Raw genomic sequence first — 14,320 nt, 5'->3', positions numbered from 1 at the left:
TTTGTTAATGCAAGAGCCTTTAAATTTGGCGAAACCGTGAAGGCGCACCGAGAAAGGTGCAGGTGCCTCCCTCGTTCTCCAGCGGATCGGCAGCACGCATCTTTCAGGTGTCGGAAACGGCCTCGTTCCGGGCCGCAGCCACGCCATTGATAAAATATAGGATCTGTCTTGCCTCTGTCATGATGCTGGCAAGAACGTCCTTCTCGCATTCGCGGTATCCGGCATTTGCGATGCGATCACCCATCGCCCCGATCGCCATGCAGGAGCCGGCGACACGCAGCCTGCCGCACGGCGTATTCCAGCCGACCTGCACAAGGCCAGCTTTGGTCTTCTGCGGCATGTCGGCGACCGAAAGCATGTCGGCCAGCCTTCGCACTTCCTCCAGAAGTCTTTCCATTGTCATTTCAAGAGACCTGTGGATTGCGCGGCAATTAAGCGAGTTTCTTTTTCAGTTCGTAGAGCGCATCGAGCGCTTCGCGGGGCGTCATCTCGTCCGGATTGAAGCCCTTCAGCGTCTCCTCCACCTTCGAGGGGCCGCGCTTGCCGGCCGCCTCCTCCCGCCTTACCGCCACCTGGAAGAGCGGCAGGTCGTCGATCAGCTGGCTTGCCGGGTTCTTGCGATCGGCATCCTCGAGCCTTGCAAGCACGTCTCGCGCGCGGGCGACCACCGCAGCCGGAAGGCCCGCGAGCCTTGCCACCTGAATGCCATAGGAGCGATCGGCCGCACCCGGCCCGACCTCATGCAGGAAGATCACGTCGCCGTCCCACTCCTTGACGCGCATGGTGGCGTTGGAGAGGCGATCAAGCTTTTCGGAAAGAACCGTCAGCTCGTGGAAATGGGTGGCGAAGAGACCACGGCAGCGATTTGCCTCATGCAGGTGTTCCACGGCAGCCCAGGCGATGGAGAGACCGTCGAAAGTCGCCGTGCCACGGCCGATCTCATCGAGAATGACAAGCGAACGGTCCGTCGCCTGATTGAGGATCGCTGCCGTTTCCACCATTTCCACCATGAAGGTCGACCTGCCGCGGGCAAGATCGTCCGACGCACCGACGCGCGAGAAAAGCCGATCGACGACGCCGATATGGGCATGGGCGGCGGGCACGAAGGACCCCGTCTGCGCCAGGATGGCGATCAGCGCATTCTGGCGCAGGAACGTCGATTTACCGCCCATGTTCGGACCGGTGAGCAGCCAGATGGCGCCGTCCTTGCCCTCGGCGACGGGCGAAAGATCGCAATTGTTGGCGACGAACGGACCGCCCGCCTGACGTCGCAGCGCCTGCTCGACGACCGGGTGGCGCCCGCCCGAGATCGCAAACATCTTGCTGTCGTCGACATGCGGCCGGCAATAGGCCTGCTCCTCGGCAAGCTGCGCAAGGCCGGCTGCGACATCGATGACGGCGAGAGCTCGCGCGCCGGCCTTGATCGGTTCCGCCTCGGCGACGATCGCCGCGACCATCCGGTCAAAGGCCGCGAGCTCGATCGACAGCGCACGGTCGGCGGCATTGGCGATGCGGCTTTCCAGATCGGCAAGCTCCGTCGTCGTGAAGCGCATGGCATTCGCCATTGTCTGGCGGTGGATGAAGCGCGCCTTGCCTTCGACGGTATCCGTCATCGAGCCCGCATTGCCTGCGGTCACCTCGATGAAATAGCCGAGCACATTGTTGTGCTTGATCTTGAGCGACTTGATGCCAGTCTCTTCGGCATACTGAAGCTGCAGACCGGCAATGACCCGCCGCGACTGATCCCGCAAGGCCCGCACCTCGTCGAGCTCGGCATCAGCACCTTCGCGCAGGAAGCCTCCGTCCCGCTTCAGGAGCGGCAGATCCTCGGCCAGCATGTTCGCCAGCATGGATTCCAGTGCCGGCGGGAGCGCCTGAAGTCCGGCCAGCGCCAGTTCCAGTTCCTGCGGCAGGAGGGCACCCGAGAAGCGGGCTGCGACCGCAACAGCAGAAGCAAGACCCTGCTTGATCGCCCAGAGATCACGCGGGCCACCACGATCGAGCGCGAGGCGTGAAAGGGCGCGCGGCATGTCCGGCACATGCTTCAGCGCATCGCGGAGGTCGCGGCACAGCGAGGGTTCCTCGATCAGGAAGCCGATCGAATCGAGCCGATCGTTGATGCGTTGAGGATCGGTGAGCGGCGACATCAACCGCTCCGCAAGAAGGCGTGCGCCGCCTCCCGTCACGGTACGGTCGATCGCCTTCAGAAGCGAGCCGTTGCGATCGCCGGAAAGGGTCCGCACGAGCTCCAGGTTGGCGCGGGTCGCCGGGTCGATGAAGAGCGTCGTCGCGCCGCTTTCGCGTTCGGGTCGGCCGAGCGGCGGACGCTCGGCGATCTGCGTCTTCTCGACATAGGCGATTGCCGCTGCCGCTGCCGCAAGCTCCGCCCGCGAAAAAGAACCGAAACCATCTAGCGTCGAGACGCCGAAATAGCGGGCCATGCGGCCTTCGGCCGTCGCGCTGTCAAAGAGCACAGCAGGCTGGGGCACGGCGGTGCGGCCAAGGACATCGAGAGCCGGCTTCAGTTCCGGATCGTAAAACATCGCGTCAGGCAGGATGAGTTCGCGCGGATCGACGCGCAGGATGTCAGCGAGCAGCCGCGAAGTCTCCGTCTCGGCAAGACGGAAGACACCCGTCGAAATGTCGATCCAGGCGAGCGCCATTGCCGGTTCGGCCCCACCGCGAATGCGGGCCAGCGCCATCAGATAGTTGGATTCCGATGGAGACAACAGCCTGTCTTCAGTGATCGTACCGGGAGTGACGAGGCGCACGACATCGCGCCTGACGACAGATTTTGCGCCGCGCTTCTTTGCCTCCGCCGGATCCTCTACCTGCTCGCAAACAGCGACGCGGAAACCGAGCGATATGAGCTTCTGCAGATAGTCGTCGGCCGCATGCACCGGCACGCCGCACATCGGTATGTCGTGACCCATGTGCTGGCCGCGCCTGGTCAGCGTAATCCCAAGTGCGCGGGAGGCATCCACGGCATCCTCGAAGAAGAGTTCGTAGAAATCGCCCATGCGGTAGAACAGCAGAGAATCAGGGTTGTTCGCCTTGATCTCGATGTACTGTTCCATCATCGGCGTCGCGGACGCGCGGCTTTCATCCGAGGCGAGCCCGGCCACCGAAAGGACGTCGATGCTGGCGACAATTCGTTCGTTCACGGATGTGCAGTTTTTCCCAAAAAAGAGGTGTCACCCTATCCGTGCGCCGCTATAGAAGACAACAGCAAATGGAGACGAGGGAAGCGTCGCCCACAGGACGTTGGAGGAGATATGTCTGTGAAGGAAAGTCACGAACGTCCGGCGACCACAGTCACCGATCAGGAAGCACTCGATTTCCACGCCCAGGGTCGTCCCGGCAAGCTGGAGATCAACCCGACGAAGCCGATGGCTACCCAGCGCGACCTCTCGCTTGCCTATTCGCCGGGCGTCGCCGTTCCCGTGAAGGCAATCGCCGCCGATCCCGGCACCGCCTATGACTACACCGCACGCGGAAACATGGTGGCCGTCATATCGAATGGTACCGCCATCCTCGGCCTTGGCAATCTCGGCGCACTGGCCTCCAAGCCGGTGATGGAGGGTAAGGCGGTGCTCTTCAAGCGCTTCGCCGACGTCGATTCCATCGACCTCGAGATCGACACCGAAAATGTCGACGAATTCATCAATTGCGTGCGCTTCCTCGGGCCGTCGTTCGGCGGCATCAATCTCGAGGACATCAAGGCGCCAGACTGTTTCATCATCGAGCAGCGCCTGCGCGAGCTGATGGACATCCCCGTCTTCCACGATGACCAGCACGGTACCGCGATCATCGCCGCCGCCGGACTGCTGAACGCGCTGGAGCTCACCGGCCGCGACCTGAAGACCACGAAGCTCGTCTGCAACGGGGCGGGTGCGGCGGCGATCGCCTGCGTCGAGCTCATCAAGGCCATGGGCTTCAATCCGGACAACATCGTGCTCTGCGACACGAAAGGCGTCATCTACCAGGGACGCACCGAGGGCATGAACCAGTGGAAGTCCGCGCATGCGGCAAAGACGAAGAGCCGCACGCTGGAAGAGGCGATGAAGGGCGCCGACGTGGTTTTCGGCCTTTCGCAGCAAGGCGCCTTCTCCGCCGACATGATCCGCTCGATGGCGGAGCGGCCGATCATATTTGCGATGGCGAACCCAGACCCGGAGATCACCCCGGAAGAGGTTGCCCGCATCCGGGACGACGCGATCATGGCGACGGGGCGATCGGACTATCCGAACCAGGTCAACAACGTCCTCGGCTTTCCCTATATCTTCCGCGGGGCGCTGGACGTACGCGCCTCCACCATCAACGACGAGATGAAGATCGCGGCCGTCCAGGCGCTTGCAAGCCTTGCCCGCGAGGACGTGCCTGATGATGTCGTTGCCGCCTACCAGGGCAACCGCCCGCGCTTCGGTCCGCAGTATATCATTCCCGTTCCGTTCGACCCGCGTCTGATCTCGGCGATTCCGGTGGCGGTCGCCAAGGCTGCGATCGCTTCCGGCGTGGCTCGCAAGACGATCACCAACTTGGAAGCCTATTCCAAGGAGCTTTCGGCACGGCGCGATCCCATCGCCTCGACGCTGCAGCGGCTTTACGACCGCGTCCGCCGGCATCCCAAGCGCGTGGTCTTCGCGGAGGCCGAGGAAGAGCAGGTCATGCGGGCCGCAATGTCCTATGCCAACCAGCAGCTCGGCACGGCAATCCTGCTCGGGCGTGAGGATCTCATCCGCGCCACGGCAGAGCGCGCCGGCATCGACCTCAACCGTCCGGGCCTCGAAATCGTCAACGCCCGTATTTCGACCCGTGTCGAAACCTATATCGACTACCTGTATGCGCGCCTTCAGCGGAAGGGCTACCTGCACCGCGACGTAGCGCGGCTCATCCATAACGACCGCAACCATTTTGCGGCTTGCATGGTAGCGCTCGGCGATGCCGACGGCATGGTAACGGGCACCACTCGCAACTACTCAACTGCGCTTGATGACGTCCGTCGCTGCATCGATGCCAAGCCGGGACATCGTGTCATCGGCGTTTCGCTTGTGCTGGCGCGTGGCCGTACGGTGTTCGTTGCCGATACGGCGGTTCACGACATGCCGACTGCGGAAGAGCTCGCGGATATTGCCGAGGAAGCAGCCGGCCTTGCCCGCCGCATGGGTTACGATCCACGTGTCGCGATGCTCGCCTATTCCACATTCGGCCATCCGTCAGGCGAACGCTCGGAGCGCGTGCGCGAGGCTGTCGCTATCCTCGACAGGCGCCGCGTCGATTTCGAATATGATGGCGAGATGGCCGCCGACGTTGCGCTCAACCGCAAGGTCATGGAGCAACAGTATCCGTTCTGCCGCCTGTCCGGACCCGCCAATGTGCTGGTCATGCCGGCGTTCCACTCCGCCTCGATATCCACGAAGATGCTGCAGGAGCTTGGCGGTTCCACGGTGATCGGCCCACTTCTTGTCGGGCTCGACAAGCCAGTGCAGATCACCTCCATGGGCGCCAAGGACTCCGACATCGTCAACATGGCGGCGATCGCGGCCTACGGCGCCGGGACCTGATTTCCGGCATCAGGGGTGAGTCAAAAATGCCTCCGACACTGAGCGCGGAGGCATTTTAAGGATCGACGATCGCGTTCTTCCCTCTTGGGGAAAGGACCTCAGCTCGAGAAGCGGCCGGCGTCGGCGCCGTAGTAGTTCACGTAGCGATCCGAGATGCTCGCGATCGGCAGTACGATCAGGACGTCGGTCGTGTTGAAAGCGTGGTCAACCACAGCACCGGAGCCCACCATTGCGCCGAGGCGCAGGTAACCCTTTATGAGCGGAGGCAGGGCCGCCAGGGCCTTGCGCGGATTGACGGCCTCAACCGGCATGAGGTCCATATCGCGCCCGAGCTCCGGCAGGGCCCCGACGCTCCACTCGTCCTTCGCCAGCACCGTGTGATGGAGGAAAGAAAGAGCAAGCGCGTGGCTTTCTGGATGAATTCCGGGAAAGGAAGCGCAGCCGAACATGGCGCTCATTCCGTGCTTCAGCGCATAGGCCCAGTTGCCCTGCCACAGAAGCTCTACGGTACGCTTGGTACGGTATTCCGGCAGGACGCAGGAACGGCCAAGCTCCATGAAGCGCTTCTCAGGATGGCGCGACACCAGCTGATCGATCGCATATTCGGAGGCAGAATAGAAACCGCCATTGGCCATCGCCACCTCCTGCCGCAGCAGACGGTAAGTGCCGACGATCTGATCCTCGGCATCACCCTCGATCGAACGGTCGAGAACAAGCAAGTGGTCGCAAATGGCATCCCAGCTATCGACGTCGCGCTCCCGACGCATCGCGTCCGGAGGGAGCTGTGCCTTCATTTCGTCGACGAACACGCGATAGCGAACGGCCTGCGCGGCATCGATCTCGCGCTCGCTGCGTGCGAGGCGGGTTTCCAGGTTGCCGATTCGGCCAAGTATATCGCCGGAGGGCGCCTGGAGCGCGGCGGCGGGCCGCCCGGCTTCAACGGCAGCCTTGTGATTCAAGATGTCGATAGACATGGCGATCCTCCGCTACCGGGTCGATACAGCGCCATTAAGCATTTCTATACGACAGGAAAGTGACATGCCCGGAGGAAGAAGGCAAGAAGCATGCCGAACGCCTAAGGTCGCAGTTAGCGTACCGAGGCGCGACGTTGCGAAAGTGCCGCAAGGGTTTGTACATCCGTGAGTAATCGCTCCGGATCGACTGGTTTTGCCATGACGCTATTGGCACCGTTCAACAGGGCGCTGCGCCTCGTTTCGTCACGGCCGTCCGCCGTCAGCACGATGACCGGAACGGCCATGAGGTCATGGCGGCGTTCATGCCCCCTGATCCGGCCCAACATCTCCAGACCATCGCCTCCCGGCATCGAAAGATCGCTGATGACGACGTCCGGGCGGGAGGCCGCCTGTGCAGTCAGGCGATCATAGAGCGCCTCGAAATCCGTGACGACCTGCACGGCGTGGCCCGCCTTTTCCAGCATGGCGCGCACGAGCATCGCGTTTACGGGGTCGTCTTCGGCAAGCACGATCTCTATTGCATGCGGGATCGTGACCTCCGGAAGAGCGGGACCAATCCCCGGCTGATTGTCGTTAAGGGCGTCACGCCGCTCCATGCCGCGCATCCGGCCGCGAAGCACATCGATGAGGGATTGCTCGCGCAACGGCCGAATCAGCCATGCATCGAAGAGATCGAGCGTATGGGCGCTGCGCTCCTCCGGGTTCACAAGGAATATCTTGCGCAGGCCCGGCACGGCTGCCTTCAGGCGGTCGACGATATCCGGAGAGAAATGGGGTGCTACCCGGTGGTCGACAATGATGTCCGTCGGCGGAAGGCCCTCGTCGATCATTTCCGACACGACGGTGGCGACCTCCTCGCCTTCGCGCGCCATATGGCAGACGCCACCGAGCGCGGTGATGGTCTCCTTGATCGCACCACTCGCTACGCCGCTTGGGGCGAGCAGAATGACGCGGCTGCCTTTCAGCAGCGTTTCACGGCCGCCACTCTCCCGGCTATCGGCCGGGATGCCCGCCGGGAACCGGATCGTGAAGGTGCTGCCGATACCCTTCTCGCTGTCAACGCTCAACGAGCCGCCGAACTCGCGCATAATGCGAGCCGAGATGGTAAGGCCGAGCCCGGTGCCGCCGCTCCTCTGCTGCGAACTGCCCGCCTGTTCGAATTCCGCGAAGATGCGCGCCTGTTCTTCGGCGCTCATGCCGGGGCCGGTGTCCCTGACCCGGATGACCAGATCGCCACCCTCGCGCAGGACGCAGACAAAGACGCCACCCACCTGCGTGAACTTGACGGCGTTGCCGATGACGTTGAACAGCACCTGGCGAAGGCGAGCGGGGTCGAAACTCATCATTTCCGGCACAGCAGGGGAAACCGCCGCGCCGATCTCGATGTTCTTTTCGTGGGCGCGGTGGGCGAGCATCTCCACGACGCTTTCCAGGAGCTGGCGGAGCGACTCGGAGCGTGGGCGCAATTCAAAGCGGCCCGCCTCGATCGTCGAGAAGTCGAGGAGATCGTCGACGAGTTGAACGAGCGCGTTCCCGGACTGGCGAATGCTCGCAAGATAGTTCGCCTGCTCCGCCGTCATCGCGGTCTGCGTGAGCAGATGGCTCATGCCGAGGATGCCGGAAAGCGGCGTGCGGATCTCATGGCTCACGGTCGCGAGAAGACGCGACTTGGCGGCATTGTTGTATTCGGCCTTTTGTCTCGCTTCCTCGCGAGCGCGGGACGAGAGCCAATCATCCGTGACATCGCGGGCGATGCTTTGCAGCATGAGGCGACCGCTGCGGGCGTCACGCGTGACGATATCATGCCAGACGAACATGCGCTGCCCGTTCGGCGTCGAGATCTCGACGTCGTAGCGATGCGGCTGCGCGCCCGGACGGAACGCAAGGCCAAGCTCCTCACAAGTCATCCCTTCCGGGCTTTCCTTGCCGGTAACACGGCGGAAGGTGGTGTTGGCGTGAACGATGCGTCTGTCCATGCTGCGCGTAACGGCAATGTCGCCAAGCGCGTCGTGGATGACGGCGAAGAAGCGCGTGGGATCATCGCGGTCGGAGCCACGCTCGCCGCGATCGCCGGAAGGACTGGCGGTCGACTGCGTCGATGCGTCGATGACCTCGCGGCTGTGGAGAGGCCGCCTCCAAGCCGCAATGGACAGGAGGGCCACACCCGCGACAGCGACCACAACCTGATAGGCGAGCGTCGCGTCGAGCGCATAGCCGATGGCGAGCAGAAGCGCCGAGGCAAGAATTCCGGCACCACCAAGCCAGAAACGCGGCAGGCGCTCACCGCGGGAAACGGCAAGGGGATCATCGGGGCGAACGGGTGGAACAACGTCAAGCGGATCCTTCTCGGCCTGCTCCTTCTCGAGCTCAGCCGGGCCAGCCCCGAAAGCGGCGGCAAGACGTTCCTGCAAATATGCCAGATTGCCCATGGCGTCTTGCTAGCACGGGCATCGTTCCAATTGCCTTCAGGAAATCGATCGAATTTTAGCTTGCAGCTTTTTTCGGACCGAAGAATTCGTCCAGAATGACGCAGCCTGCACCAATTGTGATGAAACTGTCCGCCAGATTGAACACGGCAAAGGACCATGTCTCCGTGTGGAACAGGATATAGTCGATCACGTGGCCATAAAGGAAACGGTCTACCAGGTTTCCGAGCGCACCCGCGATGATGAGTGCGAAGCCAAGATGGGCAAGCCAGCGGTCGTTCGCCGTCCGCCGCCAGAGCCAGATCACGAAGGCGACGATGACCAGCCGCATGCCGACGATGAACCAGCCATCCATGCCGGAGAGCATGGAGAAGGCAACGCCCAGATTGTAGGTACGATAGAGAGCAAGCATCGGAACGACGGGCACGACCTCCTGCAACGGCAGGAAGTTGTCGACGGCGATCTTGATCACCTGGTCGATGATGACGGCAATCACAATGAAGACGATGATCGGCAGCGGCCTGGAAAAAAGCGCCGGTCTGGCGGCTGTCGTCGTGATCATTTGGCTTTGTCCAGTATCAGGAGATGACGGCGCGCCTCGAACAGCATCACGGCCGTCGCCACCGCCAGATTGAGGGAATCGGCACGGCCGGCCTGCGGAATGCGGGCGAGCGCATCGGCCTCGCCCGCAAGGGTGTCCGGCAAGCCCGACTGCTCGTTGCCCATCAACAGCACCACGGGCTTTTTCTTGTAGTCGATCGTCCGGTAGTCGACCGCCCCGGCAAGGTGCGTCGCGACGAGTGAAATGCCGACATGCTTCTTCCAGGCCAGAAACTCCTCAGGCGTGGCCTTCGCGACGGGCACCGCGAAGACTGAGCCCATCGTCGCCCTCACCGTCTCCAGCGAGAACGGATCCGTCGATTCGCCGACCAGGATGATGCCGGAGGCGCCCGCAGCATCGGCCGTGCGGATGATCGTGCCCAGATTGCCGGGGTCGCGCACCCGGTCGAGTGCAATCCACGTTTCGCCGTCCGTCGGGCGAATGTCCCTCAGAGGCTTCCATTTCTGGTCGAAGATGCCGACCACCATCTGCGGATTATCCCGTCGGGCGATCGCGGAAATGACCTTTTCGTTGACCTCGAGGACGAGACCGCCATTGGCAACGGTTTTCGCCGCGACCTGCTCGACAAGGGGCTTTCCCTTCGCGGCCTTCGAATAGACAAGTGTCCGGATCGTCCAGCCAAGTTCCAGCGCGTCGATGACGAGCTTCAGGCCTTCGGCCATGAAGGTGCCGCTCTCATCGCGCGCCTTCTTCTGGCTCAGCGCCTTGATATCCTTGACGATCGGATTGGCAAGCGAGGTGACCTCCTTCACATGCCCTACGCGGCGCGGCCCGCCTTCGCGGAAATCACTGTTCATTTCGGCACCCAACGGCTGAAGAGAGAGGTGGAGAGCGCCTTGCCCGGCGTCGTTCCGTCGAGGCCCGCTTCGCGAATGACCAGTTCGCCCGACTCGACGACACCGCCGCGGCCGCGCATCGTTTCGCGCATCAGCTCGTGGATCGAATAGAAGCTGGCCCGGATCGAATAGGCCGTCAGCACAAGGCCGAGCGCCTTCGGCGCCAGGATCTCTCGGCAGATATCCAACATCAAAGGCAAGTGCTCGAACAGGTGCCAAACCTCGCCATTCGGCCCGCGGCCGAACTTCGGCGGATCGGTAAGGATGATGTCGTATTGGTTGCCGCGGCGCTCCTCGCGAAGGATGAACTTCATAGCATCCTCGCATATCCAGCGGATCGGCAGCTTTTCCATGCCGGAGAGCGCCTGGTTCTCACGTGCCCAGCCGATCGCCCTCTTGGAAGCGTCGACATGGGTTACTTCCGCTCCGGCGGAGGCGGCGACGAGTGAAGCGACACCCGTATAGCCGAAGAGGTTCAGCACCTTCAGCGGCCGCTTGTCCGCCTCGATGCGCTCCTTCAACCAGTTCCAGTGGACGATCTGCTCCGGGAAGACGCCAACATGCCGGAAGGATGTGAACCGGCCGAGGAAATCGACACCGAGCAGCTTGAGCGGCCAGGTTTCGCCCAGCGCATCCTTCGGAAAGCGCCAGCGCCCCGTGCCTTCCTCATCGGTGTCGCCGGTAAAGACGGCATCGACGTTTTCCCAGGCATGGGCGGGCAAGGATGGCTGCCACAGCGCTTGCGCCTCGGGGCGAACAATTCGGTATGGGCCGTACTGCTCCAGCTTCAGGCCGTTGCCGGTATCGATCAGGTGAAAGTCGCCGGCGCCAAGCGACTCCAGGATGACCGGCACGCGTTCGGCAGATTTCTCGCCGCCTCGCGCAATCAGCGGGCGCTGATCGACGACTGGGGCGGAGGTCGGAGCCGCAACCTTCTTGCCCGCGCGTCCATCAGCCTCGCCGAGGCCTGCCGAGGCTGCGCCGCGACCAGGCTTGAAAGCCAACGCTGCGGGCTTCGACGCCTTGTCCGCCGGGCGGGGCTTGCCTTTTGCGACCGCAGTTGCTGGCCGGCCCGGCCGGCGTTCTTTCTGCTTCAAGGTGTTCTTCCGGTACTGGATATTTCTTCAGGCGAGCAAATAGCATTCCGACGCACCTTGGCAAAGCGGTTTCCGGTCTGCGATATTCCGGTGGTGCATATGGGAGGTACTATCAAATGGATCTGACCGGCGAAGAACGCATCATGGCACCAAGGGACATCGTCTGGGCGGCACTAAACGATCCCGAGATCCTCAAGCAATGTATCCCGGGTTGCCAGACGCTTGAAATGAAGACTCCGAATGAGCTTGCCGCCACCGTAAAGCTCAAGATCGGTCCCGTCTCGGCAACCTTCAACGGCGACGTCACGCTTTCCAATATCCAGGCGCCCGAAAGCTACACGATCGCCGGCGAAGGCAAGGGCGGTATCGCCGGTTTCGCAAAGGGCGGCGCCGACGTCGTACTCAAGGAGGACGGAAACGAGACGATCCTTCAATATGACGTCAAGGCGCAGGTGGGCGGCAAGATCGCCCAGCTCGGCGCGCGGCTGATCGATTCCACCTCGAAGAAGCTCGCGCAGCAGTTCTTCGCCGATTTCAATGCCGCGGTCAGCGCCAAGGCAGGCGGCTGAAGGCTTCGCCGTGGCTCGCCGACTTTTACCGATCGAGGTCTGAAGCATGACATGGACGGTGAGGCCGTCACGGCCCGGGGACGAAGACGCGCTGGCGGATATCTATCTTGCGATGCGCCGGGCGACCTTCCTCTGGGTCGATCCGGGCAGTTTCCACTGGGAGGATTTTGCCGTTCATACGAAGGGCGAACGCATATTCGTCTGCAGCGGCACGGACGGGACGATTGCCGGCTTCCTTTCGCTCTGGGAGCCGGAGGATTTCATTCATATGCTCTACGTCCGCCACGACAATCAGAGGCAAGGCGTGGGAACGGCGCTGTTGCAGGCGCTGCCGGGCTGGCCCGAACGACGATATCGCCTGAAGTGCCTCGTCAAAAATGTCCGGGCCAAGAATTTCTACATGTCGCTGGGATTCCAGGCAACCGGCAACGGCTCTTCGTCGGAGGGCGAGTACGAGGATCTGAGCCTCGCAGCAGCGCCCTAGACGGCGGCTCTTCCGTCAATTCGACGGCAAGCGGCCGGCAATTTCCTCGGCGCGGGTCTTGTGGCGGTCAGCCTCCTCATGCCAGCGAACGGCTTCCCGCGCCTCCTGGCGGGCGCGCTTGCGATGCTTGCCCTGGGTAAACCAGGTGACGGCCGCGCCTAACACCATGCCGATCATCAGCGCAACGAAGAGGAAGACGAAGAGCGGCGCGCTCATCGACAGAAACTGATCCTCAGGACGGAACGGGTTGAACGCAAGCGTCACGACGTGTCGGTTGGCGACGCAGAAGACGATCAGGATAATGCCCAGCGGCAACAGCACCAAAAGGTTGACGATTTTTCGTGTCATTCTCAAGTCTCCGAGCCCCTTCCGGCGCCCTCAACCGAACTGCTTTCCGTTTGAAATCATGCGAACGACGAAAGGCGTGCGGACATTATCCGCCGACGTCCGTGCAACGCGAAAATCCTAGTCTTCTTCGTCGGCACCGTCGGGATTGAGCCGTTCGCGAAGCTCCTTGCCCGTCTTGAAGAACGGCACCCACTTCTCTTCAACGAAGACGGTATCGCCCGTGCGAGGATTGCGCCCCGAACGCGAAGGACGGTTCTTGACCGAAAAGGCGCCGAAGCCGCGAAGCTCCACGCGATTGCCTGCCGCGAGCGCGTCGGTGATCTCGTCGAGGACCGCGTTGACGATGTTCTCGACGTCGCGGTGATAGAGATGAGGGTTGCGCGCAGCAACAATCTGCACCAATTCGGATTTGATCACGATCGCCCCCTGTAAATCATTGATTTATCAATTGCCGTCAACCTGCCAAACTGAGAGCAGCCCGTCAAGAAACAACTTCTCGGTAACCAGGCCGCGCAGGTTTTCGCCTTTCACAAAATCATCATAACCGAGCAGATTTATCAATTGCGAAAGCGCGCCGGCCAATAGGAACGGTGTCGAGCTCGATCGATCCCAATCGACGAACGGCAGGTCACTCTTGATGTTGCGGGTCGCAAGATAGGCCCTGATCTCGGTCTCGCCGCCGAGAGTGTCGATCAGTTTCGCCTTCAACGCCTGGCGACCGGTGAAGATGCTGCCGTCGGCCAGGCGCAGGACATCGGCACGCGGCAGCTTGCGACGATCGGCCACGAGATCGACGAACCAGTCATAGCTGTCGAGGACCATGCTGCGGATCATCGCCTTGGCGTCTTCGCTGGGGCTATGGAACGGCGATGGCTCTGCCTTGAGCGGCGCCGATTTGATCTCCTCCAGTGAAACGCCGAGCTTTTGCATCAAATCCTGCAACTGCGGATACTGGAAGATCACGCCGATCGAGCCCGTGATCGACGTCTCGCCGGCGACGATCGTGTCGCCCGCGGTCGCAATCATGTAGCCGGCGGAAGCCGCGACTGTGCGAACGTCGGAAACGACCGGTTTTTTCGCGGCGATCGCACGAATCGCCTTGAAGATGCGCTCGCCGCCATAGGTGGTGCCGCCCGTGGAGGAAATCGAGATGACGACAGCCTTTACCTGATTGTCCTCGCCGACCTTCTTCAGACGCTCGAGGAGCTCCTCGTCGTCGCGGATCAGCCCTGATATGGTAACGTGCGCGATCTGCGCACGCTGAATGCCGGGCCGCCCCCCGAACCCGAAGTAGTAGAATGCGAAGCCGAAGGCGACGAGAAGCAAGACGGCAACGATCCGCCAGAAGCCGAGCTTGCGGCGTAAGCGGCGACGATCGGCGATGACCGAACTGTCCATGT

Annotated in this window: 13 protein-coding genes; 3 read left to right on the top strand and 10 right to left on the bottom strand. The window is 62.2% G+C overall.

Translation table 11 applies throughout. From position 1 onward, the window contains the following. Positions 1 to 103: 103 nt before the first annotated feature. Both EV286_RS15130 and mutS read right to left on the bottom strand, forming a co-directional pair. Complete coding sequence (locus EV286_RS15130) at positions 104 to 397, bottom strand: hypothetical protein (RefSeq protein WP_132957958.1); 294 nt, start codon at positions 395 to 397, stop codon at positions 104 to 106. A gap of 34 nt (positions 398 to 431) precedes the next feature. Next, positions 432 to 3,080 carry a DNA mismatch repair protein MutS gene (mutS, locus tag EV286_RS15125; RefSeq protein ID WP_132958072.1) on the bottom strand — a complete coding sequence of 883 codons (2,649 nt, stop codon included), beginning with the start codon at positions 3,078 to 3,080 and terminating at the stop codon, positions 432 to 434. Positions 3,081 to 3,275: 195 nt separating this feature from the next. Between mutS and EV286_RS15120 the strand changes: the two genes are divergently transcribed. Next, the gene (locus EV286_RS15120; RefSeq protein WP_132957957.1) at positions 3,276 to 5,564 is read left to right on the top strand and encodes an NADP-dependent malic enzyme; all 2,289 of its coding nucleotides are present in this window, start codon (positions 3,276 to 3,278) and stop codon (positions 5,562 to 5,564) included. A gap of 98 nt (positions 5,565 to 5,662) precedes the next feature. Here the strand turns inward: EV286_RS15120 and EV286_RS15115 are convergent, their stop codons facing one another. The 5 genes from EV286_RS15115 to EV286_RS15095 form a co-directional block, all read right to left on the bottom strand. Then, a complete protein-coding gene (locus EV286_RS15115) occupies positions 5,663 to 6,538 on the bottom strand; it encodes a GNAT family N-acetyltransferase (protein WP_132957956.1) in 876 nt (291 codons plus the stop codon). Between the two features lie 113 nt (positions 6,539 to 6,651). Continuing rightward, complete coding sequence (locus tag EV286_RS15110) at positions 6,652 to 8,967, bottom strand: ATP-binding protein (protein ID WP_132957955.1); 2,316 nt, start codon at positions 8,965 to 8,967, stop codon at positions 6,652 to 6,654. 55 nt (positions 8,968 to 9,022) lie between these two features. Next, on the bottom strand, positions 9,023 to 9,526 hold the full coding sequence (gene lspA / locus EV286_RS15105; protein WP_132957954.1) for a signal peptidase II: 504 nt from the start codon (positions 9,524 to 9,526) through the stop codon (positions 9,023 to 9,025). Further along, on the bottom strand, positions 9,523 to 10,383 hold the full coding sequence (locus EV286_RS15100) for an RNA methyltransferase (protein WP_132957953.1): 861 nt from the start codon (positions 10,381 to 10,383) through the stop codon (positions 9,523 to 9,525). Before EV286_RS15100 ends, lspA begins: the two co-directional genes overlap by 4 nt. Further along, positions 10,380 to 11,519, bottom strand: a complete 1,140-nt coding sequence (locus tag EV286_RS15095; protein ID WP_132957952.1) for a class I SAM-dependent rRNA methyltransferase — start codon at positions 11,517 to 11,519, stop codon at positions 10,380 to 10,382. The genes EV286_RS15100 and EV286_RS15095 overlap by 4 nt, the downstream gene beginning before the upstream one ends. 116 nt (positions 11,520 to 11,635) lie before the next feature. Here EV286_RS15095 and EV286_RS15090 point away from each other — a divergent pair, with 116 nt between their 5' ends. Next, a complete protein-coding gene (locus EV286_RS15090; RefSeq protein ID WP_132957951.1) occupies positions 11,636 to 12,088 on the top strand; it encodes a carbon monoxide dehydrogenase subunit G in 453 nt (150 codons plus the stop codon). A 46-nt stretch (positions 12,089 to 12,134) separates the two neighbouring features. Then, positions 12,135 to 12,572 carry a GNAT family N-acetyltransferase gene (locus EV286_RS15085; RefSeq protein WP_132957950.1) on the top strand — a complete coding sequence of 146 codons (438 nt, stop codon included), beginning with the start codon at positions 12,135 to 12,137 and terminating at the stop codon, positions 12,570 to 12,572. Positions 12,573 to 12,587: 15 nt separating this feature from the next. On the opposite strand, the gene EV286_RS15080 is transcribed toward EV286_RS15085, so the two are convergent. The 3 genes from EV286_RS15080 to sppA form a co-directional block, all read right to left on the bottom strand. After that, positions 12,588 to 12,920, bottom strand: a complete 333-nt coding sequence (locus tag EV286_RS15080; RefSeq protein WP_132957949.1) for a LapA family protein — start codon at positions 12,918 to 12,920, stop codon at positions 12,588 to 12,590. Between the two features lie 117 nt (positions 12,921 to 13,037). Further along, positions 13,038 to 13,337 (bottom strand): integration host factor subunit beta, encoded by a 300-nt coding sequence (locus EV286_RS15075; protein WP_132957948.1) that lies wholly within the window; start codon positions 13,335 to 13,337, stop codon positions 13,038 to 13,040. Between the two features lie 27 nt (positions 13,338 to 13,364). Further along, positions 13,365 to 14,318 carry a signal peptide peptidase SppA gene (gene sppA, locus EV286_RS15070; RefSeq protein ID WP_132957947.1) on the bottom strand — a complete coding sequence of 318 codons (954 nt, stop codon included), beginning with the start codon at positions 14,316 to 14,318 and terminating at the stop codon, positions 13,365 to 13,367. Between the last annotated feature and the right edge of the window lie 2 nt (positions 14,319 to 14,320).

The organism is Rhizobium sp. BK251 (genome assembly GCF_004345245.1).
In the GTDB taxonomy this organism is placed as follows: Bacteria; Pseudomonadota; Alphaproteobacteria; order Rhizobiales; family Rhizobiaceae; genus Rhizobium.
This window is presented reverse-complemented; position numbering and strand designations above follow the sequence as displayed.